This is a genomic window from Streptomyces sp. Rer75, from assembly GCF_013414305.1.
Lineage (GTDB): Bacteria > Actinomycetota > Actinomycetes > Streptomycetales > Streptomycetaceae > Streptomyces > Streptomyces himastatinicus.
Genome location: NZ_CP058693.1, coordinates 4,842,356 through 4,866,987, shown reverse-complemented (window position 1 = coordinate 4,866,987; position 24,632 = coordinate 4,842,356). Strand labels below are relative to the sequence as shown.

The 24,632-nt window shown below is 72.5% G+C and carries 18 protein-coding genes and 1 pseudogene; 16 read left to right on the top strand and 3 right to left on the bottom strand.

The features are described 5' to 3' along the window. Positions 1 to 250 precede the first annotated feature (250 nt). Positions 251 to 1,255 (bottom strand): ATP-binding protein, encoded by a 1,005-nt coding sequence (locus HYQ63_RS20500; RefSeq protein ID WP_179935267.1) that lies wholly within the window; start codon positions 1,253 to 1,255, stop codon positions 251 to 253. A 102-nt stretch (positions 1,256 to 1,357) separates the two neighbouring features. Between HYQ63_RS20500 and HYQ63_RS20495 the strand changes: the two genes are divergently transcribed. Further along, positions 1,358 to 2,179: an oxidoreductase gene (locus HYQ63_RS20495; protein ID WP_179935266.1), complete on the top strand. Its 822-nt coding sequence runs from the start codon at positions 1,358 to 1,360 to the stop codon at positions 2,177 to 2,179. Positions 2,180 to 2,450: 271 nt separating this feature from the next. Here HYQ63_RS20495 and HYQ63_RS20490 read toward each other — a convergent pair whose 3' ends face one another. After that, complete coding sequence (locus HYQ63_RS20490) at positions 2,451 to 3,341, bottom strand: HAD family phosphatase (protein ID WP_257231982.1); 891 nt, start codon at positions 3,339 to 3,341, stop codon at positions 2,451 to 2,453. Positions 3,342 to 3,795: 454 nt separating this feature from the next. On the opposite strand from HYQ63_RS20490, the gene ssd reads away from it, so the two are divergent. The 7 genes and pseudogenes from ssd to HYQ63_RS20455 all read left to right on the top strand — a co-directional run. Next, positions 3,796 to 4,905, top strand: coding sequence for a septum site-determining protein Ssd (ssd, locus tag HYQ63_RS20485; protein ID WP_179935265.1), 1,110 nt, complete (start codon positions 3,796 to 3,798; stop codon positions 4,903 to 4,905). Beyond that, positions 4,902 to 6,068, top strand: a complete 1,167-nt coding sequence (locus tag HYQ63_RS20480; protein ID WP_179935264.1) for a TadA family conjugal transfer-associated ATPase — start codon at positions 4,902 to 4,904, stop codon at positions 6,066 to 6,068. Before ssd ends, HYQ63_RS20480 begins: the two co-directional genes overlap by 4 nt. Beyond that, entirely contained in the window at positions 6,065 to 6,985 is a 921-nt protein-coding gene (locus HYQ63_RS20475; protein WP_257231981.1) for a type II secretion system F family protein, read from the top strand. The genes HYQ63_RS20480 and HYQ63_RS20475 overlap by 4 nt, the downstream gene beginning before the upstream one ends. Then, positions 6,982 to 7,815 (top strand): type II secretion system F family protein, encoded by an 834-nt coding sequence (locus HYQ63_RS20470; RefSeq protein ID WP_179935263.1) that lies wholly within the window; start codon positions 6,982 to 6,984, stop codon positions 7,813 to 7,815. The genes HYQ63_RS20475 and HYQ63_RS20470 overlap by 4 nt, the downstream gene beginning before the upstream one ends. A gap of 74 nt (positions 7,816 to 7,889) precedes the next feature. Continuing rightward, positions 7,890 to 8,087 (top strand): DUF4244 domain-containing protein, encoded by a 198-nt coding sequence (locus HYQ63_RS20465; RefSeq protein ID WP_179935262.1) that lies wholly within the window; start codon positions 7,890 to 7,892, stop codon positions 8,085 to 8,087. Positions 8,088 to 8,175: 88 nt separating this feature from the next. Further along, a complete protein-coding gene (locus HYQ63_RS20460) occupies positions 8,176 to 8,547 on the top strand; it encodes a TadE family type IV pilus minor pilin (RefSeq protein ID WP_179935261.1) in 372 nt (123 codons plus the stop codon). Continuing rightward, a pseudogene (locus HYQ63_RS20455) lies at positions 8,544 to 8,954 on the top strand (Rv3654c family TadE-like protein); the annotation flags it as partial. The gene HYQ63_RS20460 and the pseudogene HYQ63_RS20455, both read left to right, overlap by 4 nt. 96 nt (positions 8,955 to 9,050) lie before the next feature. On the opposite strand, the gene HYQ63_RS20450 reads toward HYQ63_RS20455, so the two are convergent. Continuing rightward, on the bottom strand, positions 9,051 to 11,507 hold the full coding sequence (locus HYQ63_RS20450; RefSeq protein WP_179935260.1) for a DEAD/DEAH box helicase: 2,457 nt from the start codon (positions 11,505 to 11,507) through the stop codon (positions 9,051 to 9,053). A 54-nt stretch (positions 11,508 to 11,561) separates the two neighbouring features. On the opposite strand from HYQ63_RS20450, the gene bldG reads away from it, so the two are divergent. The 8 genes from bldG to tmk all read left to right on the top strand — a co-directional run bounded on the left by bldG (position 11,562) and on the right by tmk (position 24,598). After that, positions 11,562 to 11,903, top strand: a complete 342-nt coding sequence (bldG, locus tag HYQ63_RS20445; protein ID WP_009716787.1) for an anti-sigma factor antagonist BldG — start codon at positions 11,562 to 11,564, stop codon at positions 11,901 to 11,903. An 89-nt stretch (positions 11,904 to 11,992) separates the two neighbouring features. Further along, complete coding sequence (locus HYQ63_RS20440; protein ID WP_009716788.1) at positions 11,993 to 12,421, top strand: ATP-binding protein; 429 nt, start codon at positions 11,993 to 11,995, stop codon at positions 12,419 to 12,421. A 423-nt stretch (positions 12,422 to 12,844) separates the two neighbouring features. Continuing rightward, positions 12,845 to 15,292, top strand: coding sequence for a sodium-translocating pyrophosphatase (locus HYQ63_RS20435; RefSeq protein ID WP_179935259.1), 2,448 nt, complete (start codon positions 12,845 to 12,847; stop codon positions 15,290 to 15,292). Between the two features lie 248 nt (positions 15,293 to 15,540). After that, the gene (locus tag HYQ63_RS20430; protein WP_257231980.1) at positions 15,541 to 16,107 is read left to right on the top strand and encodes a small secreted protein; all 567 of its coding nucleotides are present in this window, start codon (positions 15,541 to 15,543) and stop codon (positions 16,105 to 16,107) included. 128 nt (positions 16,108 to 16,235) lie between these two features. Continuing rightward, positions 16,236 to 17,798, top strand: coding sequence for a class I SAM-dependent methyltransferase (locus tag HYQ63_RS20425; protein WP_179935257.1), 1,563 nt, complete (start codon positions 16,236 to 16,238; stop codon positions 17,796 to 17,798). Between the two features lie 159 nt (positions 17,799 to 17,957). Next, the gene (locus HYQ63_RS20420) at positions 17,958 to 18,155 is read left to right on the top strand and encodes a hypothetical protein (RefSeq protein WP_179935256.1); all 198 of its coding nucleotides are present in this window, start codon (positions 17,958 to 17,960) and stop codon (positions 18,153 to 18,155) included. 208 nt (positions 18,156 to 18,363) lie between these two features. Continuing rightward, complete coding sequence (topA, locus tag HYQ63_RS20415; protein WP_179935255.1) at positions 18,364 to 21,315, top strand: type I DNA topoisomerase; 2,952 nt, start codon at positions 18,364 to 18,366, stop codon at positions 21,313 to 21,315. 91 nt (positions 21,316 to 21,406) lie between these two features. After that, positions 21,407 to 24,598 (top strand): dTMP kinase, encoded by a 3,192-nt coding sequence (gene tmk, locus HYQ63_RS20410; RefSeq protein WP_179935254.1) that lies wholly within the window; start codon positions 21,407 to 21,409, stop codon positions 24,596 to 24,598. Positions 24,599 to 24,632: the final 34 nt, after the last annotated feature.

The window sequence follows — 24,632 nt, the reverse complement described above, 5'->3', positions numbered from 1 at the left end:
CCCGCAGCGGGGCGCCTGAGGCAAGCGCGATCTGGTCCAAGAGCTTCAACATTCCCGTCTCCTCCGGGGCTTCGCGGTCGCGGGCAAGGCGCGGCCGTGGGTCACGGCGTACTGCGGTGCTGACTCCCAAGCGTTGGTAAATGAATCGTAATGCCAGGTAAAGTCAGCGGGAAGCCTTTTGAGGAGGGGTGGGCTGTTGTTCCCCCTATGGGGTGAATAGTCAGGTGAGATGACCGCGCCGGGCGGTCGATTAGGCGGGTGCGGGAGCGGCCGCCGCCCGCCCGGCCGGGGCGGACTCGTCCAGGGCGAAGGCCGGATCGACCTGTGCCGCCAGGTCGGCACCCGTCTTCGCGTTCCCCCAACTCTGCGCGTTCTTCAGGTGGAAGTGCACCATCTGGCGGGTGTAGCGCTGCCAGTCCCGCCGCTCGTAGGAGGCGTCCACCGCGTCGTGCAGCGTGCGCAGCGCCTCGCGGTTCAGCTCCTCCAACTCCGCGAAGCGCGGCGCGCGGCCCTTCTCCATCGCCCGGACCCAGTCGGAGTGGCCGACGGTGACCAGCAGGTCGTCGCCCACCTCGGCGCGCAGGAAGGCGAGGTCGTCCGGGCCCTGCACCTTGTTCCCGACCACGTGCAGCGCCACGTCGAAGTCGCGGGCGTACTCCTTGTACTGGCGGTAGACCGCGATGCCCTTCCGCGTGGGCTCGGCGACCAGGAACGTCATGTCGAAGCGGGTGAAGAGCCCGGAGGCGAAGGAGTCGCTGCCCGCCGTCATGTCGACGACCACGAACTCCCCGCGCCCGTCGACCAGATGGTTGAGGCACAGCTCGACCGCGCCGACCTTGGAGTGGTAGCAGGCGACGCCGAGATCGGACTCGGTGAAGGGCCCGGTCGCCATCAGTCGCACCTCCCCGTCGCCGAGCGGGACGGTCCGGGCGCACGCCTCGTAGACGGGGTTGTTTTCGCTGATCCGCAGCAGCCGCGAACCCTCGCCGGGCGGCGTTGTCTTGATCATGGTCTCGGCGGAGGTGATCCGGGGGTTCGTCCCGCGCAAGTAGTCCTTGATCAGGGGGAGATGGGCGCCCATGGCGGGCAGCGCCGCGGCCTCCGCCTCGTCGAGCCCGAGTGCCGCGCCCAGATGCTGATTGATGTCGGCGTCGACCGCGACGACCGGGGCGCGGGTGGCGGCGAGATGGCGGATGAACAGCGACGACAGCGTCGTCTTGCCGCTGCCGCCCTTGCCTACGAAAGCGATCTTCATGTTCAGAAAGCGTAGGTGAGTGATCCTCTCCCATGAGGGATTTACGTGAAGAAAACCACTCCAACGAGGGGCGCCGGGCAACGGGTGCGTAGGGTCGTACTCATGAGTACGTCAGCAGATCCGCTCGCCACCCTGGCGGCGCTGCCCGGTGTGGCCGATTCCGTGCAGGCCGTACGGACGGCAGTGGACCGGGTCTACGGCCACCGGGTGATGCGTCGCCGCAGCAATGAGGTCACGTCGGAGGCGGCTCTGCGCGCAGCGCGTGGCTCCGCTGCGCTGGCCGGTGCCGACTGGGCGCTCGAAGAGGTCCGCCGCCGCACCGACTTCGGGGCCGAGGGGGAGCCGCACACGGTGGGTGCGGCGCTGCGGGTGACCGCCGAGGCCGGTCAGTTGCTGAGCGTCTGGCGGCAGTCGCCGCTGCGGGTGCTGGCCCGGCTGCATCTGGTCGCGGCCGGAGGGGCGGACGAGGACGACCGAGTCGGACGGCCCCGGCTGGCGGGCGAACCGGTGCGGGAGCATCTGGTCGGGCCGGAGCCGCCGGACGCCGACGAGGTGGCGGCCCGACTCGACGGCCTGGCGCGGCTGCTGCTCGCGGGCAGCGAGGCCCCGGCGCTGGTGACGGCGGCGGTGGTGCACGGCGAACTGCTCGCGCTGCGGCCTTTCGCCTCCTACAACGGCCTGGTGGCACGCGCGGCCGAGCGGATCGTGCTGGTCGGCAGCGGGCTCGACCCGAAGTCCATCTGCCCGGCGGAGGTGGGTCACGCGGAGCAGGGTGCCGCGACGTGTGTGGCCGGGCTGGAGGGCTATGTGTCCGGGACGCCCGAGGGCATGGCGGCCTGGATCGCGCACTGCGGACGGTCGGTTGAGCTGGGCGTGCGGGAGAGCACGGCCGTATGCGAGGCGATGCAGCGGGGAGCGGCCTGAGGTCGTCCGGCTCCGGGTGTTTCCGGGTCCGGACAGAGTTGCGGCGGCACCGTGAAGGTGCCGCCGCTGGCACGTCCGCCGGGTTACCAGTGCGTGCACAGAAATTCGCCCATCAGGCCGGGATCTTCGCCCGTCACCTGGTGCGGCTGGCCCGTAATCGACGGGTCGGCGTCGCGTGGGTGCCCAGCATCCGTGCTCGGTCCGTGGGGCCTTGGTGCGTCTGGGGAGATCCTCCCGGATACCCCTGGTCTCGCGGGCCGTCGATTCCTTTCTACTCCTGCGCGGAGCCAAGTGGAACCCCTCCGCGCAGATCTTTGCGACGAGGCCAATTGCGGTCATAAGGGGCGCGTCGTCGGCTGGCGTACCAGACCAGACCGGCGGTGGCGGCGGCCGCGCCCACCGCAGCGACCGCGGCCAGCACCGGCCGCGGCGGCATGGACAGCGAGGGGAGCCGCTGCTTCAGCCGCACCGGGCGGTCGAAGGAGAGGACCGGCCAGCCGCGGGCGACCGCTTCGCGGCGCAGGGTCCGGTCCGGATTCACCGCGTGCGGATGGCCGACCGACTCCAGCATCGGCAGATCGGTCCCCGAATCGCTGTAGGCGTAGCAGCGCGACAAGTCGTATCCCTCGGACTCGGCCAGTTCGGCGATCGCCTCCGCCTTCGTCGGTCCGTAGGCGTAGTACTCGACCTCCCCGGTGAAGACCCCGTCCTCGACGACCATGCGGGTGGCCACCACCCGGTCCGCGCCCAGCAGCTCGCCGATCGGCTCCACGACCTCCGCTCCCGAGGTACTGACAATCACCACATCGCGTCCGGCGGTGTGGTGTTCCTCGATGAGCGAAGCCGCTTCGTCATAGATGATGGGGTCGATCAGATCGTGCAGAGTCTCCGCGACGATCTCCTTCACCTGCGCGACATTCCAGCCGCGGCAGAGTGCCGAGAGGTACTCGCGCAACCGCTCCATCTGGTCGTGATCGGCGCGGCCGGCGAGGAAGACGAACTGGGCATAAGCAGTACGCAGTACGGCTCGACGGTTGATCAGCCCACCCCGGTAGAACGACTTGCTGAAGGTGAGCGTGCTTGACTTCGCAATGACCGTCTTGTCCAGGTCAAAGAAGGCGGCTGTCCGGGGCAAGGAGTGGTTTTCCACGACGCCGAGCATAGGGCCCACCATTCGGCGTAAGCTGAGGCGCGTGGGTTTGCCTGAGAAGGCTCTCGGGTACACCATGGAAGTCACGGATCGTTCGCGACCGTGCTAACCCGGCCCGACTCCTCCCCCCCCGAGTCGGCCGTGGGGACGACCCCCGCTCTCCCCCCCGGCGGGGGTCGTCGCATGTCCGGACGCTTTTTCGGTCCCTTCACGAGATCTTGCTCCCCTCATCCGGGCCTGGGTGGCGCCTGCTCTCCAACAGCCTGAACGGTTACCGTGCGTAATCGCTAGGCTGCACTCCGGAAGTCACTGGTTTAGGTGACTGGGATATTCACAACTGATGAGTTGTCCACGGTTTTGGACCAAGATCCCCAAGATTTTCAGGATCGCGACACGGTGATTCTCCGCGTTGTTTGCACTCGCCGTTCGCGTGAGTGAGAGCGCGTAACGATATGGGGAGGGGATCGTGACTGCATCCATCACACCGGAACGGTCATCACCGGAAGAAGGACAGCGCGGCAGACCGCTGATCATCACCGAGGACGAAGAGCTTCTCGACGATCTGCTGCGCCTGTGCGCGGCCGCCGGAGCCGAGGCCGAAGTGGCCCATGGCGCACCCACGCGCCGGGGCAGTTGGGAGGGCGCGCCGCTGATTCTCGTCGGGGACGACGCGGCGACCGGGCTCCGGGGCCGCGTCCGCAGAGCGGGCGTGCTGCTCATCGGGCGCGATCTCGACGACCACAACATCTGGCGCCGGGCGGTGGATCTCGGCGCCGACAACGTGGCGTTCCTGCCCGATGCCGAGACCTGGCTCGTGGACCGGATCGCCGATGTCGCGGAGGGGGTCGGGCAACAGGCCCTGACCATCGGGGTCATCGGCGGCCGCGGCGGGGCCGGAGCCTCCACCCTCGCCTGCGCCCTGGCCGTCTCGGCGGCCCGCTCGGGCCGGCGCACCATGCTCATCGACGGCGACCCGCTGGGCGGCGGCCTCGACGTGCTGCTCGGCGGTGAGGGGTCGGAGGGGCTGCGATGGCCCGCCTTCGCCGAATCGCGCGGCCGCGTCGCCGGGAGCGCGCTGGAAGAATCGCTGCCCGAGCTGCACTCCCTGCGGGTGCTCAGCTGGGACAGGGGCGATTCGGTCGTCATTCCGCCCTCGGCGATGCGCGCGGTGCTGGCCGCGGCCCGCCGGCGCGGCGGGATCGTGGTGGTGGATCTGCCGCGCCGGGTGGACGAGGCGGCGGCCGAGGCCCTCGCCCAGGTCGACCTCGGTCTGCTGGTCGTCCCGGCGGAGCTGCGCGCCGTCGCGGCCGCCCACCGGGTGGCGTCCACGGTGGGCATGGTGCTGAGCGATCTGCGCGCGGTGGTTCGGGGCCCGTGCGGGCCCGAGCTGGACGACGAGGAGATCGCCCGGCTGCTCGGGCTGCCGCTGGCCGGTCAACTGCCGCCGGAACCGGGGCTGCTGGACGCGATCGACGGCGGCGAGCCCCCGGGCGGCAGCGCGCGCGGCCCGCTCGGCCGGTTCTGCGCCGAGTTCTGGGCACGGGCCCTGCCCGGCGCGGGGGGTGTCACCGCATGAGCGTCGAAACCCTGGATCTGCTGGACGCGGTGCGGCTGCGGCTGGCGGAGAGCGGTGCGGACCCGACTCCCTCCCAGGTGGCGGCCGCCCTGCGCGAGGAGGGGCGGCTGCTGGGCGACACCGAAGTGCTCGGCGTGGTCGCCGCCCTGCGCTCCGAACTGGTCGGCACCGGCCCGCTGGAGCCGCTGCTCGCCGCACCCGAGGTCACGGACGTGCTGGTCACCGCCCCCGACGAGGTGTGGGTGGACCGCGGTGCAGGGCTGGAGCGGACGGCCGTCACCTTCGCCGACGCGGCCGCCGTGCGCAGGCTCGCCCAGCGGCTCGCCGCGGTGGCCGGGCGGCGGCTGGACGACGCCCGGCCCTGGGTGGACGCCCGGCTGCCGGACGGGACACGGCTGCACGCGGTGCTCCCGCCGGTGGCCGTCGGATCCACCTGTCTGTCGTTGCGGGTGGTGCGTCCGCGGGCGTTCTCCCTCGCCGAGCTGGTGGCCGCCGGGACCGTGCCGCCCGGCGGTGCGGAGCTGCTGCGGACCATGCTGGACGCCCGGCTCTCGTACCTGGTGAGCGGCGGCACCGGGTCCGGCAAGACGACGCTGCTGAGCACTCTGCTGGGGCTGGTCGGCAGGGAAGAGCGCATCGTCCTCGCCGAGGACTCGGCGGAGCTGCGGCCCGACCATCCCCATGTGGTCCGGCTGGAGACCCGCCCCGCCAACCAGGAGGGCCGGGGCCAGGTCACCCTGCGGGACCTGGTGCGCCAGGCGCTGCGGATGCGGCCCGACCGGCTCGTGGTCGGTGAGGTGCGGGGGCCCGAGGTCACCGATCTCCTGGGCGCCCTGAACACCGGCCACGAGGGCGGTTGCGGCACCGTCCACGCCAATACGGCGGGAGACGTACCGGCCCGGCTGGAGGCGCTCGGCTCGACCGCGGGCCTGGACCGGGCCGCGCTGCACAGCCAGTTGGCGGCCGCCCTGTCGGTCGTGGTCCATCTGGTGCGGGACCGCGGCGGACGGCGCAGGATCGCCGAGCTGCACGTGCTGGACCGGGACCGTGCGGGCTTCGTCACCACCGTGCCGGCCGCCCTGTGGGGCCCGCATGGCTTCGAGCGGGCGGCGGGCTGGCAGCGGCTTCAGCGGCTGTGCGCACGAGGCGGAGGCGCGTCATGACCGGCATCGGAGGGAACCCCGGGGCACTCACGCTCGGCGCGGCGCTGCTGTGTGCGGCGGTGGCCGCGTGGCTGCTCTCCGGGCGGGACCGGGAGCTGCGCCGGGCCAGGCTGCTGTTCGCGGGTGGCGGGCCCGTCGCGCCCACCGGGCCGGACCCGGCGCGGCGGCTGTCCGAGACGGTCGCCTGGCTCAAGGAGCGCTGGCGGATCAGGTACGGCGGGCGGATGGGGCGTGAGCTGCTGTGCCTGCCGGTCGGCTGTGTGCTCGCCGTGCTCGGCGCGTCGGTCCTGCCGCTGTTCGCCACTGTGGCGGCCGTGCCGGTCGTCGGCCGGTGGCTGAGGACCCGGGAGCGCGTCCGGGCCCGCGACCGGCGTGCGACGGGAGTGATCGAGCTGTGCGGCACCGTGGCGGGCGAGCTGCGGGCCGGGCGGCAACCTGGCGAGGCGCTGCTGTCCGTGCCCTCGGGAGACCTGGGGGAGCGATGGGGGCTGGTGTCCGCCGCCGCCCGGTTCGGCGGGGATGTTCCCGAGGCGCTGCGCAGGGCGGCCCGGCAGCCGGGCGCGGAGGGGCTGACCGGGGTCGCGGCCTGCTGGCAGGTGGCCGTCGACGAGGGCGCGGGGCTTGCCGCCGGGCTCGACCGGGTGGCCTCGGCGCTGCGCGCCGAGCGCGAGCAGCGGGAGGTCCTGCGCGCCCGGCTGGCGGGGCCCAAGGTCACCGTCGCGGTGCTGGCCGTGCTACCGGCCTTCGGGCTGGTGATGGGCGCCGCGCTGGGCACCGAGCCGCTGCATCAGCTCCTGCACACCCCGGTCGGGCTGGGCTGTCTGCTGGGCGGCTGCCTGCTGGAGTGGGCGGGGTTCGTCTGGCTCAGGCGGTCGATGCGAGCGGCGCTCGCCCCCGGGAAGGCAGTCGGCCGATGAGCGCCGCCCTTGTCCACAGGCTGGGGATCGTGCTGTCCCTCATGGCCGCCGTCGCGTATGTGGCGATGGCGGTGGTGGAGGCCCGGCGGGACCGTGCCGCCGGGCGGCGTCTGGCGGCACTGCTTCCGGGCGGACGAACGGACGGGGACACCGGCACGGTCCGGAAGCGGGCCCGGGAGCGATGGCGTGCGCGGACGGACGAGGGCGCGGCCCTGGCGTGGGCGGCCTCCGTCGGAGTCCTGCTGGCCGGTGTCGTCCTCGTCGGAGGGCCGCCGGGGTGGGTGCTGGGGCTGGCGGCCGCGTACGGCGTCCGGCGGTGGCAGCGGCGGCAGACCGCCGCGCGCCGGTCCGGCGGTCGGTCCGGCGGCGCGGGGAGCGAGGCGGCCGAGGCGGAGCGGCAGATCCCGCTGGCCGCCGACCTGCTGGCGGCCTGTCTGGCCGCCGGGGCGGACCCGCGTACGGCGGCGGACGCGGTGGGCAAGTCGCTCGGCGGCCCGGTCGGCGACCGGCTGGTCCGGACCGCTGCGGAGCTGCGGCTGGGAGGAGAGCCAGCCGGCGCCTGGGGGCGGCTTGGCGCGTTGCCAGGGGCGAGTGGGCTGGCGCGAGCCCTGGAGCACGCCGGGACCACGGGCGCCCCGGCGGTGGAGCCGGTGTCCCGGATCGCCGCCGACTGCCGCGCCGAGCAGGGGAGGGAGTCGGGCCGCCGCGCCGATCGGGCGAGCGTGCTGGCCACCGCCCCGCTCGGGGCCTGCTTCCTGCCCGCGTATCTGCTGATCGGTGTGGCCCCGGTGATGACCGGGCTGGCGGGTGGTCTGGCGGGCCACACCTGAGCACGGCGCCCCGGCCCGGCGCGGCACGAGAGATCGGCTTCTGTACGGCAATGACAGCTACGAGGGGGACCGAAATGATGAAGCAGTGGTGGGCCCGGCGGCGCGTGGCAGCGCGTGCACAGGCCGAGGCGGGCATGGCCACCGTTGAGTACGCGATGGGGACGCTGGCGGCGTGTGCCTTCGCCGCGGTGCTGTACAAGGTGGTGACGAGCGGAACCGTCAGCGGTGCGCTGCAATCGGTGATCGGGCGGGCTCTCGATGCGCCGTTCTGAGGCACCGTCCACGGCGGGACGGCCGGACGCGAGGGCCGGGCTCCGCGCGCGGAGCGCACCGGGAGTGGTCCGCGTCCGAGCGGCCCGTATGAGGTCGGACCAGGGGTTCGTCACCGCGGAGGCGGCCGTCGCGCTGCCGGTGTTGGCCCTGTTCGCCCTGATGCTGATCTGGGGCCTGATGGCCGCGTCCGCGCAGCTGAGTTGCGAGGACGCGGCCCAGGCCGGAGCCCGGGCGGCGGCGCGCTCGGAGTCGCGGGACGCCGCGGTGGCCGCCGCCCGGTCGGCCGCACCGCGTGGCGCACGGGTGGAGCTGTGGCGGGACGGAGACCTGGTGCGGGTGCGGGTTCGGACCCATGCGGTCGGTCCCGGTCCGCTGGCACTCCGGCTGCACGCGGAGTCGTCCGCCCTCGCCGAGGACACGGTGGGCGCGGCCGACACGAGGCGGGGGACGGTCCCATGAGGCGATCCGTACGCGGGACAGGTCAGGGTCCCGTGAGGCGTTCCGCACACGGGGCAGGGCACGGACCGGTGAGGCGATCCGTACGCGGCGCGGGCGACCGCGGGTCGGCGACGGTGTGGGCGGCGTTCGCCGCGACGGCGCTGTGCGCGGTGTTCGCGATCGTGCTGACGGCCGGGCAGGTCATGGTGGCGCGCCATCGGGCAGGCGGGGCCGCCGACCTGGCGGCGCTCGCCGCGGCGGACCACGGCCTGGAGGGGCCCGGGGCGGCGTGCCGCCTCGCCCGGCGGGTGGCCTCCGCCCAGGGTGCGCGCGTGGTGCGGTGCGCCCTGAGCGGTGAGATCGCGGATCTCACGGCGGAGGTGCGGGCCGGGCCGTTCGCCCTCCGGGTCCGGTCGCGGGCGGGCCCCGCCGACACCCCCGTACCCAGCCCTCCCGTGCCCGGCCGCGGCGGGCGCTCGGCGGAGCGGGCCGTCCGGGAGCCTGCGGCGGGCGCCGGGGCCCGGTCAGCCTTCGGCGGGCGGCTGGTCCGGGGCTTTGGCCAGGAGCGTCGTCAGCAGGCGGATGGCGGCCCGCTTGTCGAGCGGGTCGTTCCCGTTGCCGCACTTCGGGGACTGGATGCAGGACGGGCAGCCCGCCTCGCACTCGCAGGCCGCGATCGCCTCGCGGGTGGCGGTCAGCCAGCGGGCGGCCGTGTGGAAGGCGCGCTCGGCGAAGCCCGCCCCGCCGGGGTGGCCGTCGTACACGAAGACCGTCGGCAGCAGCGTGTCGGGGTGCAGGGGGATCGACACCCCGCCGATGTCCCAGCGGTCGCAGGTCGCGAAGAGCGGCAGTATGCCGATGGAGGCGTGCTCGGCGGCGTGCAGGGCGCCGCCGAGGGCCTGGGGGTGGACCCGGGCGTCCGCCAGCTGGTCCTCGGTCACCGTCCACCACACGGCCCGGGTGCGCAGCGTGCGGGGCGGGAGGTCGAGCTTGGTCTCGCCCAGCACCTCTCCGGAGATCAGCTTGCGGCGCAGGAAGGAGACGACCTGGTTGGTGACCTCGACGGAGCCGAAGCACAGCCGTGCGTCCCCCCACGGGATCTCGGTGGTGGTCTCCAGGATGGAGATCGCGGTGGTGTCGCGGGCGGTGGTCGAGTACGGCGGACTGGCCTCCTCCACCAGCGCGACCGAGTCCTCCAGGTCGAGCTGCCGGACGATATAGCTCCGGCCCTGGTGGAGGTGGACGGCGCCCTCGTGGACGGTGGTGTGGGCGGCCGAGGCGTCCACGGTGCCCAGCAGCCGCCCGGTCGCCGCCTCCACGACCTGGACGGGGCTGCCGCCCTCCCCGCGGATGTCGGTGAGGTCGGCGGCGCGCTCGCGGCGGGTCCAGTGCCAGGCGGTCGCGCGGCGGCGCAGCAGCTTGCGCTGCTCCAGCTGCGGCAGCAGTTCCTCGGTGGCGGGGCCGAAGAGGTCCAGGTCCGCCTCGGTGAGCGGCAGCTCGGCGGCGGCCGCGCACAGGTGCGGTGCGAGGACGTACGGGTTGTCGGGGTCCAGGACGGTGGACTCGACGGGCTGCCGGAAGAGGGCGTCCGGGTGGTGGACGAGATAGGTGTCCAGCGGGTCGTCGCGGGCGACCAGGATCGCGAGGGCCCCCTGCCCGGTGCGTCCGGCCCGCCCCGCCTGCTGCCACAGGGAGGCCCGGGTGCCGGGATAGCCGGCCAGTACGACGGCGTCCAGACCGGCGATGTCCATGCCGAGTTCCAGGGCGGTGGTGGCGGCGAGGCCGAGGAGGTCACCGGAGTGCAGGGCCCGCTCCAGGGCGCGGCGCTCCTCGGGGAGATATCCACCGCGGTAGGCGGCCACCCGGTCCGGCAGGGACCGGTCGACCTCCGCCAGCCGCTCCTGGGCGATCAGGGCGATCAGCTCGGCGCCGCGCCGGGAGCGCACGAAAGTGACGGTGCGGACGCCCTGGACGGCGAGGTCGGTGAGCAGGTCCGCGGACTCGGCCGTGGCCGTGCGGCGGACGGGGGCGCCCTGCTCGCCGTGCAGCTCGGTCAGCGGCGGCTCCCACAGGGCGAAGACCACCTCGCCGCGGGGCGAGGAGTCCTCGGTGACCGCCGCGACCGGCACCCCGGTCAGCCGGGTGGCCGCCACGGCCGGGTCGGCGGAGGTGGCCGAGGCGAGCAGGAAGACGGGCGAGGAGCCGTAGCGGGCGCAGACCCGCCGGAGCCTGCGCAGCACCTGGGCGACATGGGAGCCGAATACGCCGCGGTAGGTGTGGCACTCGTCGATGACGACGTAGCGCAGCGCGCGCAGGAACGAGGACCACCTGGGGTGGCCGGGCAGGATGCCCCGGTGGAGCATGTCGGGGTTGGTGAGCACGTAGTTCGCGTACTGGCGGACCCACTCCCGCTCCTCCACCGGCGTGTCGCCGTCGTACACCGCGGCCCGCACTCCGGTGCCCAGCGGGGCCGTGAGGTCGGCCACCGCGCGGCGCTGGTCGGCGGCGAGCGCCTTGGTGGGCGAGAGGTACAGGGCGGTCGTGCCGCGCCCGCTGGGCTCCTCCGAGCCGTCCAGCAGCGTGCTGAGCACGGGGGCGAGATAGGCCAGGGACTTCCCCGAGGCGGTGCCGGTGGCCACGACCACGGATTCTCCGCGCAGGGCGTGGGCGGCCGTGCGTGCCTGATGGGTCCACGGGCGCTCGATTCCGGCGGCCCGGACGGCGTCGATCACTTCCGGCCGGATCGGCGAAGGCCAGTCGGCATGGCTGCCGAGACGCGGGGGCAAGTGCTCCGTATGAGTGATGCGCGCGCCTCGGCCTGCTCCGGTGCCGAGCCGGTCGAGAACGGCCCGGGGCGAGGGGCGTATGCCCGCCTGCCGCGGGAGTTGGTTGTGGGCCATCGACACCGAGTGTGTCACTGGTCTGACGGACAATGGGCTCAAGGCGTCGTGCACGCCTGCTGGTAAGTGATTGAATGCCATCGCGGCTGCCGATCCATGGGGGGCGACCGCTCGATGCAAGGTGCTGGAGGATCCGTGGACCTGTCCCTGTCGACTCGGACCGTTGGCGACCGCACGGTCGTCGAGGTCGGTGGCGAGATTGATGTATATACCGCGCCCAAGCTGCGCGAGCAGCTGGTCGAGCTTGTCAACGACGGTAGCTACCACCTGGTCGTCGACATGGAGGGCGTCGACTTTCTCGACTCCACCGGGCTCGGCGTGCTCGTCGGCGGGCTCAAGCGCGTACGTGCCCATGAGGGCTCACTGCGTCTGGTGTGCAACCAGGAGCGCATTCTCAAGATCTTCCGTATCACCGGCCTGACCAAGGTGTTCCCCATCCACACCTCGGTCGAGGACGCTGTCGCGGCGACTGACTGACCAGTCACCGCGGGAAGACCACCAAGGGGGTCCCGGGCGGTTTCGCCCGGCCCCCTGATCTGCACGCCCATACGCCCGAGGGGGATGGCATGGCCACTGTCGAACTCCGCTTCAGCGCGCTTCCCGAGCACGTCAGGACCGCCCGGCTGGTCGCGGCTGCCGTAGCGCGTCGGGCGGGGGTGGACGAGGCCGTGCTCGACGAGGTGCGGCTCGCGGTCGGCGAGGCCTGCACCCGTGCGGTGGGGCTGCACCTGAGCAACGGGGTGGACGCCCCGGTGCGGGTGGCGCTCACCGAGGAGGAGAAGAAGTTCTCCATCGAGGTCGGCGATGAGTCACCGACCTCGACGGGGCACGCCCCCGGCTCCCACCCGGATGTGGACGACGAGGGTGAGAGCGAGGACGAGATGGGCCTCGCGGTCATCAGCGGGCTCGTCGACGACGTCGAGGTGACGACCAGCGAGACCGGCGGGGTGATCCGCATGAGCTGGCCGGCCTCGCCCCAGTCCCTCGTGCCGTAACGATTCCGCCGCCATCCCGCTTCATCCGCTGTGACCTCCGGGCCGGCCGTCCCCGTGACGGCCGGCCCGGTCGTCGTTCCGGCACGTTCCGGGCCGTCCTTCCGGCCGTCGTTCCGGAGGTCCTTCCAGAGGGCCGGGAAACCGCTCTGAACAGCACTTTTCATAGTGCACTGAGATCGTTTATGGAGATCATTTCACCCCCGTCAGTGAATTGTTGACCTTCCTCCTTCCGGAGGAATTTCCGGGGCCGAAACCTATTGATCTTCGCTGGTGCAGGCGAATTCCCATTCCGGCGCCCTGTTTTGATCGTGTGACGCTACTTACAATCCGTCCACATCTTGAGCTCAGGACGCCTGAGCGTGGCGGCTCTTCTGCGGTCGCAGAACTGCTGCGCGCCCATGTGCCAAACGTCAAGGAGGACGAATGGCGGGGCCTCTCACCCCTCATCAGCTGGATCTCACCACGACCCTGGCCGCCGCAGAGCTGACCGATGACAACCGTGTGATCGTGATGGTGATCGCTGCGGTCGCGATCGCGGCGCTCGCTGTCGCCGTGGTGCTGGTACGACAAGTGCTCGCAGCCGGCGAGGGCACGGACAGCATGAAGAAGATCGCCGAGGCCGTTCAGGAAGGCGCGAATGCCTATCTGGCCCGGCAGCTGCGCACCCTCGGCGTATTCGCCGTGGTCGTGTTCTTCCTGCTCATGCTGTTGCCTGCGGACGACTGGTCGCAGCGCATCGGGCGATCGGTGTTCTTTCTGATCGGCGCGGGATTCTCGGCGGCCACCGGCTATATCGGCATGTGGCTCGCGGTGCGCAGCAATGTGCGCGTCGCCGCCGCGGCCCGGGAAGCGACCCCCGAGGCCCCCAGAACCCCGGTCAACGGGGATTCCGCATCGTCCGCTCCCGGGGTCCCCGGGAAGCCCGCCGTGGATCTGACGGCGGTCTCGCACAAGGCGATGAAGATCGCCTTCCGCACGGGCGGCGTGGTCGGCATGTTCACCGTGGGCCTCGGCCTGCTGGGCGCGTCCTGCGTGGTGCTCGTGTACGCGGCCGACGCGCCCAAGGTGCTGGAGGGCTTCGGTCTCGGTGCCGCGCTCATCGCGATGTTCATGAGGGTCGGCGGCGGCATCTTCACCAAGGCCGCCGATGTCGGAGCCGACCTGGTCGGCAAGGTCGAGCAGGGAATCCCCGAGGACGACCCGCGCAACGCCGCGACCATCGCGGACAACGTGGGCGACAACGTCGGTGACTGCGCGGGCATGGCCGCCGACTTGTTCGAGTCGTATGCGGTGACCCTGGTCGCCGCGCTGATCCTCGGCAAGGCGGCGTTCGGCGACGCGGGCCTCGCCTTCCCCCTGATCGTCCCGGCCATCGGCGTGATCACCGCCATGATCGGGATCTTCGCCGTGGCCCCGCGCCGCGCCGACCGCAGCGGGATGACCGCCATCAACCGCGGCTTCTTCATCTCCGCGGTGATCTCGATGGCGCTGGTGGCGGCCGCGGTCTTCATCTATCTGCCGTCCAGCTACGCCGACCTCGACGGTGTCACCAACCGCGAGATCCTCGGCCACAGCGGTGATCCGCGCATTCTCGCGCTGGTCGCCGTCGCCATCGGCATCGTGCTCGCCGCGCTCATCCAGCAGCTCACGGGCTACTTCACCGAGACCACCCGGCGCCCCGTGCGGGACATCGGCAAGACCTCGCTGACCGGCCCGGCCACCGTGGTGCTCTCCGGCATCTCGGTGGGGCTGGAGTCCGCCGTCTACTCGGCGGTGCTGATCGGGCTCAGCGTCTACGGCGCGTTCCTGCTCGGCGGCACCTCGATCATGCTGGCGCTGTTCGCGGTCGCGCTCGCCGGGACCGGTCTGCTCACCACCGTCGGCGTCATCGTCGCGATGGACACCTTCGGGCCGGTCTCCGACAACGCGCAGGGCATCGCCGAGATGTCCGGCGACGTCGAGGGCGCGGGCGCCCAGGTGCTCACCGACCTCGACGCGGTCGGCAACACCACCAAGGCGATCACCAAGGGCATCGCCATCGCGACGGCGGTGCTCGCCGCCGCGGCGCTCTTCGGCTCGTACCGCGACGCCATCGCGGAGGCCGTCTCCGAAGTGCACACCTCCGTGGCCGGGCAGATGAACCTCAGCCTGGACATCTCGCAGCCCAACAACCTGGTCGGGCTCGTCCTCGGCGCCGCCGTCGTCTTCCTCTTCTCGGGGCTGGCGATCAACGCGGTGTCGCGGTCGGCCGGAGCGGTGGTCTTCGAGGTGCGGCGGCAGTTCCGGGAGAAGCCCGGGATCATGAACTACACCGAGAAGCCGGAGTACGGGCGGGTCGTCGACATCTGCACCAAGGACGCGCTGCGCGAGCTGGCCACCCCCGGTCTGCTGGCGGTCCTGGCGCCGATCGCCGTCGGCTTCGCCTTCGGGGTCGGCGCGCTCGGCTCGTTCCTGGCCGGGGCGATCGGCACCGGCACCCTGATGGCGGTCTTCCTCGCGAACTCCGGGGGCGCCTGGGACAACGCGAAGAAGCTGGTGGAGGACGGGCACCACGGCGGCAAGGGCAGTGAGGCCCATGCCGCGACGGTGATCGGCGACACGGTCGGCGACCCGTTCAAGGACACCGCCGGTCCCGCGATCAACCCGCTGCTGAAGGTCATGAACCTGGTGGCGCTGCTGATCGCCCCGGCGGTCGTGAAGTTCAGTTACGGCGACAACGCGAGTCCGGGGCTCCGCGCGGCGATCGCCGCGCTGGCCGTCGCGATCATCGTGGGTGCCGTCTACGTCTCCAAGCGGCGTGGAATCGCCGTGGGTGACGAAGGCAACTCCGAACGCGTCGCGAAGTCGGCCGACGCGGCGGTGGTGTCCTGACCCGGAAGCGGTCACGGGGCCGTGTGAGCCCCCGCGGCATGCGGGCGGACGGTGTGCGACGGCATGCCGTCCGCCCGCAGCCGTGCCCGGCTTCCGGCGCGTTCACGCGATGAGCGCGATGAGGCGGATGGCACACCGAGCTTGGTTCAAATGGCTTCAAAGATATCCATATAGGATGCTCGGCAGACGGTCCGAGCGGCTTGGCCGTGTATGTTCCGGGGCCGAGAGCCATGGAAGGGACCAATCCGGTGAACAAGAAGCTTGTGGCACTGTCCGGCGGTGCGGCACTCGTACTGGCGCTGAGCGGCTGCGGCGGCGGCGATGATAGCGACAAGAAGGCCAACGACTGGGCCAAATCGGTCTGTGACGAGGTGCAGCCGCAGCTGAAGAAGATCCAGGGCGCCAACGCCTCCATTCGGGCGGCGTCCGAGGAGCAGGACTCCAAGAAGCTCCAGCAGACGGACTCCAAGGCGTTCCAGCAGATCTCCGAGTCCTACGCGGCGCTCGCCAAGGCGGTGCAGAAGGCGGGCGCCCCGCCCGTCGACAACGGCGAGCAGACCCAGAAGCAGGCCGTCAAGGAGCTGAACGCCACCTCCGGGGCGTACAACGACCTGAAGACGACCGTCGACAAGCTCGACACCTCGGACAAGTCCAAGTTCGCCGAGGGCCTCAAGGGCGTCGCCGACGAGCTCAAGAAGCTCAGCGACTCGGGTGACAAGGCCCTTCAGCAGCTCCAGGCGGGCAAGGTCGGCACCGCGATGTCGAAGCAGCCCGGCTGCCAGAAGCCGAAGACCGGCGCCACCAGCGCCACGTAGGACGCGAGGGCCGGGATGCACGCCCCTGTTGTCGGGCTGTCGGGGTGCCGAGTTATCCACAGGGTGGCTTTTCCACAGGCCGCCGCCCGTCGTCGCCGACGGTCGGCGGTTGCCCCGACAATGGGGGCGTGAGTACGCACCAGCCCCCGTCCCGCCTCCCGTTCCCCGACCCCGAGCGCACCACCCGCCTCCGCGAAGCGCTGCTGGCCGCCGCGTTCACCGCCGACGGCCTGCTGGACCTGCTCGGCGGGTCCGCCTACGCCGCCCTGGCCCGCGGCGAGACCGTCCCCGCGCTGCGCGCGGCCCGCGGCGGCAGCCCGCTGGAGACCCTGGTGCGGCTCTTTCTGCTCCAGCGCCCGGTCTCCGACGAACGGGCGGCCGAGGCCCTGCCGGTGACGGACTGCCTCACCGACGGCTGGCTGGTGCGGGACGGCTCCGAGGTGCGCGCGAGCGTGGACGTGCGCCCGTACGGCGGCCCAGAGGGCCAGGACTGGTGGATCGTCTCCGACCTCGGCTGCGCGGTCGGCGGCGCCGGAGGCATCGGCGGTCCCGGCGGCGCCCGTGGGGCCGCGGACCGCTCGCAGCTCGTCCTCGGCGTCGGCGGCGCGTCCACCACGCTGGCCGGTCTCACCGTCCGTACGCCCGTCAAGCGGGCTCTCGACCTCGGCACCGGCTCCGGCATCCAGGCGCTGCACGCGAGCCGGCACGCCTCCCGCGTCACCGCCACCGACCCCAATCCGCGCGCCCTCGACATGGCCCGGCTCACCCTCGCCCTCTCCGGGGCGCCGGAGCCGGATCTGCGCGAGGGGTCGCTCTTCGAGCCGGTCGGCGGCGAGACGTACGACCTGATCGTGTCGAATCCGCCGTTCGTGATCTCGCCGCGCTCCGCGGAGGGCGACCGGCTGGTCTACCGGGACGGCGGGATGGCCGGGGACGATCTGTGCCGCACCCTCGTCCAGCAGGCGGCCGGTCATCTCGCCGACGGCGGCTGGTGCCAGCTGCTCGCCAACTGGCAGCACGTCCGGGGCGAGGACTGGCGCGAGCGGCTGGCCTCCTGGGTGCCGCCCGGCTGCGACGCCTGGATCGTGCAGCGCGAGGTGCAGGACGTCGCGCAGTACGCCGAGCTGTGGCTGCGTGACGCGGGCGAGCACCTGGCCGGGCCCGAGGCGTACGCGGCGCGCTACGACGCGTGGCTGGACGAGTTCGAGGCGAGCGGGACCACGGCCGTCGGGTTCGGCTGGATCACGCTGCGCAAGTCCGGCGCCGACCGGCCGTCGGTGACGGTGGAGGAGTGGCCGCACCCGGTCGAGCAGCCGCTGGGGGAGGCGGTGGCGGCCCACTTCGACCGGCAGGACTTCCTGCGCGCGCACGATGACGCGGCGCTGCTGACGGCCCGCTTCCGGCTCGCCGACGAGGTCGTCCAGGAGCAGGTCGGGCTGCCCGGCATGGAGGACCCCGAGCACGTGGTGCTGCGGCAGAACCGGGGCATGCGCCGCGCGACCAAGGTCGACACGGTGAGCGCGGGCTTCGCGGGGGTGTGCGACGGCACGCTGAGCGCGGGCCGGATCCTGGACGCGATCGCCCAGCTGCTCGGGGAGGACCCGGTGGTGCTGCGCGACCGCACCCCGGAGTCCATCCGGCTCCTGGTCGAACAGGGCTTTCTCCAGCCGGTGGCCGACGAGGTCCCGTAGCGCACGCCGGGCGTACGCCGGGGGCGCGGCCGCGCGCCCCCCTTGCCCCCGCATGGCGGGATGCCGCTGCCGGGGACGTGAACACGGCCGGAAAGGGCGGTCGCGCGCCGTTCACCCGGGGTTCGTGCGTACGCCTACCGCGCGTGGCACGCTCCGGGCATGGAGAGCGGACCTGCGATCTTCGCCGGAACGGCATTCGTGTTGTTCGGTACGGCCCTGCTGCTGTGGACAGCGGTGCGGCTGCGGCAGCGTGTGCCGGTCGCCGACGGTGTGAGTCCCGTCGCTTCCGCGACCCTCTCCCTTCTCTTCGCCGCCGCCTGTCTGGGCGGCGGGATCTGGTGCCTCGGTTACGCCTGACAGGGCGCCTTCCGCGAGGCTTGTGCCGGTCCGGGCGGCAGACAGGACGCTTGTCGGGTTACCGTTCGAGTGGCGTTGCGGGCTTTTTCCGTTTGACACGGGGGCGGGATGTACCGTCACACTCCGCAGCGTCACCGTAGAGGCCGTGTATGCGTTACCCGCGCTGCAGCGTCCGTTCACCGAGCGTCGACCGGAGAGAAGAGCGAAGTTGTCCCCGACCACCAGCGAGACCGCACAGGGCGGCCGCCGACTCGTCATCGTCGAGTCGCCTGCCAAGGCGAAGACGATCAAGGGCTACCTGGGCCCGGGCTACGTGGTCGAGGCGAGCGTCGGGCACATCCGGGACCTGCCGAACGGTGCGGCCGAGGTACCCGACAAGTACACCGGCGAGGTGCGCCGCCTCGGCGTGGACGTCGAGCGGGACTTCCAGCCCATCTATGTGGTGAACGCGGACAAGAAGAGCCAGGTCAAGAAGCTCAAGGAGCTGCTCGCCGAGTCCGACGAACTCTTCCTCGCCACCGATGAGGACCGGGAGGGCGAGGCCATCGCCTGGCACCTCCAGGAGGTCCTCAAGCCCAAGGTGCCGGTCCGCCGGATGGTCTTCCACGAGATCACCAAGGACGCGATCCGCGAGGCCGTCGCCAATCCGCGCGAGCTGAACAAGCGCCTGGTCGACGCCCAGGAGACCCGCCGCATCCTGGACCGCCTCTACGGCTACGAGGTCTCGCCGGTCCTGTGGAAGAAGGTCATGCGGGGGCTGTCCGCGGGCCGCGTCCAGTCGGTGGCCACCCGTCTCGTCGTCGAGCGCGAGCGCGAGCGCATCGCCTTCCGCTCCGCCGAGTACTGGGACCTGACCGGCACCTTCTCCACCGGCCGCGCCGGTGACGTCAGCGATCCGGGCACCTTCGGCGCCCGGCTGTCCGCCGTGGACGGCCGCCGGGTCGCCCAGGGCCGTGACTTCACCTCGCTCGGGCAGCTCAAGAATGGGCAGCGCGAAGCCTCGATTGAGGGTGGTGGCGGGCGACGGGAGGGCGGGTCGAACGTCCTGCACCTGGACGAGGCGGACGCCCGCGCCCTGGCCGCCGGCCTCGCGGACACCGCCTTCACGGTGCGGTCCGTCGAGTCCAAGCCGTACCGCCGCTCGCCGTACGCCCCGTTCCGTACGACGACGATGCAGCAGGAGGCCAGCCGCAAGCTCGGCTTCGGCGCCAAGGCCACCATGCAGGTCGCGCAGAAGCTGTACGAGAACGGCTACATCACCTATATGCGTACGGACTCCACCATCCTGTCCGACACGGCGGTGGCGGCGGCCCGGGCGCAGGTCACGCAGCTGTACGGCGCCGACTACCTGCCGGACAAGCCGCGCTCGTACGCGGGCAAGGTGAAGAACGCGCAGGAGGCGCACGAGGCCATCCGCCCCTCGGGTGACCGTTTCCGCACCCCGGCGGAGACCGGGCTGACCGGCGACCAGTTCCGGCTCTACGAGCTGATCTGGAAGCGGACCGTCGCCTCCCAGATGAAGGACGCGGTCGGCAACTCCGTCACCGTCAAGATCGGCGGCCGGGCGAGCGACGGCCGGGACGCGGAATTCTCCGCCTCCGGCAAGACGATCACCTTCCACGGCTTCATGAAGGCCTACGTGGAGGGCGCCGACGACCCGAACGCCGAGCTGGACGACCGCGAGCGCCGTCTGCCGCAGGTCGCCGAGGGCGACGGGCTCACCGCGGAGGAGATCACCGCCGACGGCCACGCCACCAAGCCCCCGGCCCGCTACACCGAGGCGTCGCTGGTCAAGGAGCTGGAAGAGCGCGAGATCGGCCGTCCGTCCACGTACGCCACGATCCTCGGCACCATCCTCGACCGCGGCTATGTGTTCAAGAAGGGCACCGCGCTGGTGCCGTCCTTCCTGAGCTTCGCCGTGGTCAACCTGCTGGAGAAGCACTTCGGCCGGCTCGTCGACTACGACTTCACCGCGAAGATGGAGGACGACCTCGACCGCATCGCCCGCGGTGAGGCCCAGGCCGTGCCGTGGCTCAAGCGGTTCTACTTCGGCGAGGGCGTGAACGGCGCCGACGGCGGCGACGCCGGTGAGGGCGCCGCGGCCGAGGCCGGGAACGGCGACGGCGATCACCTCGGCGGGCTGAAGGAGCTGGTCACCGACCTGGGCGCGATCGACGCCCGGGAGATCTCGTCCTTTCCCGTGGGCGACGGGATCATGCTGCGCGTCGGCCGCTACGGCCCGTACGTCGAGCGCCCGGCCACGACCGAGGGCGAGACCGGCCACCGCGCCGACGTCCCCGACGACCTGCCGCCGGACGAGCTGACCGTGGCGTTCGCGGAGGAGCTGCTCGCCAAGCCGAGCGGCGACTTCGAGCTGGGCACCGACCCGGAGACCGGGCGCCCGATCGTCGCCAAGGACGGCCGCTACGGTCCGTACGTCACCGAGGTGCTGCCCGACGACACCCCGAAGACCGGCAAGAACGCGGTCAAGCCGCGCACCGCCTCGCTCTTCAAGTCGATGTCCCTCGACACGGTGACCCTCGAGGACGCGCTCAAGCTGATGTCGCTGCCGCGCGTCGTCGGCACCGACCCCGAGGGCACCGAGATCACCGCGCAGAACGGTCGCTACGGCCCGTATCTGAAGAAGGGCACCGACTCGCGCTCGCTGGAGCGCGAGGAGCAGCTCTTCACCATCACGGTCGACGAGGCGCTGGCGATCTACGCGCAGCCCAAGCAGCGCGGCCGGGCCGCGGCCAAGCCGCCGTTGAAGGAGCTGGGCACCGACCCGGTCAGCGAGAAGCCGGTCGTGGTCAAGGACGGCCGCTTCGGTCCGTACGTCACGGACGGCGAGACCAACGCGACGCTGCGCCGGGACGACGACGTCGAGACGATCACGCCCGAGCGCGGCTATGAGCTGCTGGCGGAGAAGCGCGCCAAGGGCCCGGCGAAGAAGACCGCGAAGAAGGCGGCCGCGAAGAAGACCGCGGCCAAGAAGACCACCGCGAAGAAGACGGCTGCGAAGAAGACGGCCGCCAAGAAGACCGCGGCGAAGAAGACGACGACCGCGGCGAAGAAGACCACGGCCAAGAAGACGGCCGCGAAGAAGACCACCGCGGCCAAGACGGCCACGGCCGAGAAGACGGCGGCCAAGGCGGAGTAAACACCTGGTCGCGGCCACGTCATCCGCGTGCCCCCGCCCGTTTGTTCGGCCGGGGGGACGTGGATTCACGTGATCCGGATAGGCTGGCGGGATGACGCGAGAGCAGCCTACGGACGTGACCCCCACTTCCGGCGCCCTTGCCGCGGACTCCCGCGAGCGTGCCGTCCGAGCCCTCCTGCGCTATCCGCCGCTACGCCGGCTCTGGAGCGCCCAACTCGTCGGCGGCGCCGCGGACGCGCTGGCCGTGCTGGTGCTCGTCCTGCTGTCATTGCAGGCTGCGGTGTCCGCGGGCTCCTTCGGCGGGGGTTATCGCGGGGCGGCCCTGGCGGTCGCGGCCGTTCTGGGCATGCGGCTCCTGGCGACCCTGCTGTTCGGCGCGGTGCTCCTCGGCCCGATCTCCGCGCTCATCGGCCCGTCCGGTCCGCTGGACCGCCGCTGGACCATGATCGGCGCGGATGGGCTGCGGCTCGTCCTGCTGCTCATCGCACCGCTGTGGATCGACTGGACGCCCGACGACGCCGTCGCCTGGCTGCTCATCACGACCTTCGTCGTGGGCGTCGCCGAGCGTTTCTGGACCATCGCCAAGGACGACGCGGCCCCCGCGCTGCTCCCCGCGCCGCCCGTCGAGGGCGCCGCCGTGCGCCCGCTGCCGGACCACATGGACGCGCTGCGCCGCCTCTCGCTGCGGACGAACTTCCTCAGCGTGCCGCTGGCCGCCGCCGGGCTCCTCGTTGTCATGCTCATCGGCAGGCTGCTGGGCACCGGCATCAGCTGGTTCCACGCCCACCAGGCGGCCCTCGGCTCGTACGTCGGCGCCGGGCTGTTCGCCGCGTCCATCTCGGTCCTCTACTTCGTGGAGCTGCCCGGCGCGCAGACACCCCGTACGCGCTCCCCGCTCGAAGGGCTGCGCCGTCCGCGCGCCGCTTCCGGCTCCGGTGCAGACAAGGGCCGCACCGGCGCCGCGCCGCTGCTGATCCTCGCCTGCGCCGGAGTGGCGGCCGCCATCGCCGCGGCCGTCGGCGTCGCCGCGCTCCAGGCCGTCGACCTCGGCGGCGGCCCGGTCGGCTTCTCGCTGCTCGTGCTCGTGCTCAGCGGCGGCCCGGCGATCGGCATCCGCTCGGCGCCCAAGGTCCTCCCGGGGCTCTCGCGGCGTCGGCTGCTCGCCCTGTCGGTCGCGCTGACCGGTCTCGCGCTGCTCGCGGCGGGGCTGGTGCACGACGCGACGACCGTCCTGATGATCGCGCTGCTCGCCGGTCTGTCGGCCGGTGTCGCGGCGAACACCGGCCACTCCCTCCTGGACCAGGAGCTGGAGGAGTCCCGTCGGCCCCGGATGACCGAGCACCTGCACGCCGTCGTGCGCGTCGCCGTCGGCCTCGGCGCGGTCGCCGCCCCGCTGCTGGCCGCCGTGATCGGGCCGCACCGGCTCGGCAGCGGCGACTTCGTGTTCGCCCACGGCGGCGCGGCCTTCACGCTCATGCTCGTCGGCGCGCTGCTGCTGCCCATCGCGGCGCTGGTCCTCGGCCGCACCGACGACCGGCAGGGCGTCCCGCTGCGGCAGGACCTGCGCGAGGCGCTGCTGCGCGGCGGGGGCGCGGAGGAGGCCCCGGCCGCGACCGGCTTCTTCATCGCCGTCGAGGGCGGTGACGGCGCGGGCAAGTCCACGCAGGTCGAGGCGCTGGCCGAATGGGTCAGGGCCAAGGGCCACGAGGTGGTGGTGACCCGCGAGCCGGGCGCGACCGCCATCGGCAAGCGGCTGCGCTCGATCCTGCTCGACGTCTCGTCCGCGGGGATCTCGCACCGCGCGGAGGCGCTGCTGTACGCGGCGGACCGCGCCGAACACGTCGACTCGGTCGTCCGCCCGGCCCTGGAGCGCGGCGCGGTCGTCATCTCCGACCGCTACATCGACTCGTCCGTCGCCTACCAGGGCGCGGGCCGCGACCTCGCCGCGACCGAGATCGCCCGCATCTCCCGCTGGGCGACGAACGGCCTGGTGCCGCATCTCACGGTGCTGCTGGACGTCTCCCCGGAGACCGCGCGCGAACGCTTCACCGAGGCCCCCGACCGGCTGGAGTCCGAGCCCGCCGAGTTCCACCAGCGGGTGCGCTCCGGATTCCTCGCCCTCGCCGCCGCCGACCCGGCCCGCTACCTGGTCGTGGACGCCGGACAGCTCCCGGAGGCGGTCACCTCCGTCGTACGCCACCGGCTGGACCAGATGCTGCCGCTGTCGGAGGCGGAGCTGAAGGCCCAGGAGGAGGCCCGGAAGGCGGCGGAGGAAGAGGCGCGCCGCAAGGCCGAGGAGGAGGCCGCCCGCAAGGCGGAGGAGGAGCGGCTGGAGCGCGAGCGCCAGGAGGCGCTGGCCAAGGCGCGCGCCGAGGAGGAGGAGCGCAAGCGCCGCGAGCTGGAGGAGGCGCGGCAGCGCGAGGCCGAGCGGCAGGCGGAGGAGGCCCGTAGGCGGGCCGAGGACGCGCGCCGCCGGGCCGAGGAGGACCGCAAGCGCATCGAGGCCGAGGACCGAGCCCGCGCCGCCGAGCAGGAGCGGCTCCGCCGCAAGGCGGAGGCGCAGGCCCTGGAGCGGGCCGAGGCGGCGGCGCGCCGCCAGGAGGAGCAGCGCAAGGCGGAGGAGGCGCTGCTGCGGGCCGAGCAGGCGCGGATGGCGGCGGACGCTCCGACCGTGGAGACCGAGCTCCCGAAGCCGGCCGGTGCGACGGATGAGGCCGGTGCGACGGACGAGGCCGGTGCGGCGCCCGACGCGTCGGCCGGTACGCCGTCCGACGCGCCGTCCGACACGGCGGAGACGGTCCGGACGCCGCGCTTCGACCCGCGGACCGCCCGTCCGGAGACGGGCGGGACCGGCGAGGCCCGCGAGACCGACGAGACCGCCGTGCTCCCGCCGGTGCGCCCCCGGCGCGAGCCGGACGCCGAGGAGACCACGGTCCTTCCTCAGCCGGAGTCCTCCGCGACCGACGAGACGGCTGTCCTGCCGTCGGTACGGGAGGAGCGGCCCGTGCGGGAGGAGCGGCCCGCCGATCCGGCCGACCGGGTTCCGCCGTGGCTGTTCCGCAAGGACGAGCAGGACCAGGGTCAGGGCCAGGCGCAGGCGGACGACCGTACGCGCGAGCTGCCGCAGTTCGACCAGGACCAGGGCCAGGATGAGCCGCGCCGTCGGCGCCCGCGTCCGGACTGGGCGGAGGAGACCCCGCTGGACGACCTTCCGACGCTCGCCGACGAACTCCTCGGCGACCCCGACCGCGACGACGAGGGCGGCGGTCGGCGCCGTCGCTGACCGCCTGGCGGCGTTGTCGGTGGGGTGCCCCACA

Bases quoted from the DNA above. Each gene is read 5' to 3' on its own strand.
- HYQ63_RS20500 (WP_179935267.1), bottom strand. From the start codon at position 1,255: ATGAAGATCGCTTTCGTAGGCAAGGGCGGCAGCGGCAAGACGACGCTG.
- HYQ63_RS20440 (WP_009716788.1), top strand. From the start codon at position 11,993: ATGGCCACTGTCGAACTCCGCTTCAGCGCGCTTCCCGAGCACGTCAGG.
- HYQ63_RS20460 (WP_179935261.1), top strand. From the start codon at position 8,176: ATGAGGTCGGACCAGGGGTTCGTCACCGCGGAGGCGGCCGTCGCGCTG.
- HYQ63_RS20480 (WP_179935264.1), top strand. From the start codon at position 4,902: ATGAGCGTCGAAACCCTGGATCTGCTGGACGCGGTGCGGCTGCGGCTG.
- HYQ63_RS20450 (WP_179935260.1), bottom strand. From the start codon at position 11,507: ATGGCATTCAATCACTTACCAGCAGGCGTGCACGACGCCTTGAGCCCA.
- tmk (WP_179935254.1), top strand. From the start codon at position 21,407: ATGACGCGAGAGCAGCCTACGGACGTGACCCCCACTTCCGGCGCCCTT.
- HYQ63_RS20435 (WP_179935259.1), top strand. From the start codon at position 12,845: ATGGCGGGGCCTCTCACCCCTCATCAGCTGGATCTCACCACGACCCTG.
- HYQ63_RS20465 (WP_179935262.1), top strand. From the start codon at position 7,890: ATGATGAAGCAGTGGTGGGCCCGGCGGCGCGTGGCAGCGCGTGCACAG.
- HYQ63_RS20490 (WP_257231982.1), bottom strand. From the start codon at position 3,341: ATGCTCGGCGTCGTGGAAAACCACTCCTTGCCCCGGACAGCCGCCTTC.
- HYQ63_RS20420 (WP_179935256.1), top strand. From the start codon at position 17,958: ATGGAGAGCGGACCTGCGATCTTCGCCGGAACGGCATTCGTGTTGTTC.
- HYQ63_RS20495 (WP_179935266.1), top strand. From the start codon at position 1,358: ATGAGTACGTCAGCAGATCCGCTCGCCACCCTGGCGGCGCTGCCCGGT.
- HYQ63_RS20475 (WP_257231981.1), top strand. From the start codon at position 6,065: ATGACCGGCATCGGAGGGAACCCCGGGGCACTCACGCTCGGCGCGGCG.
- HYQ63_RS20470 (WP_179935263.1), top strand. From the start codon at position 6,982: ATGAGCGCCGCCCTTGTCCACAGGCTGGGGATCGTGCTGTCCCTCATG.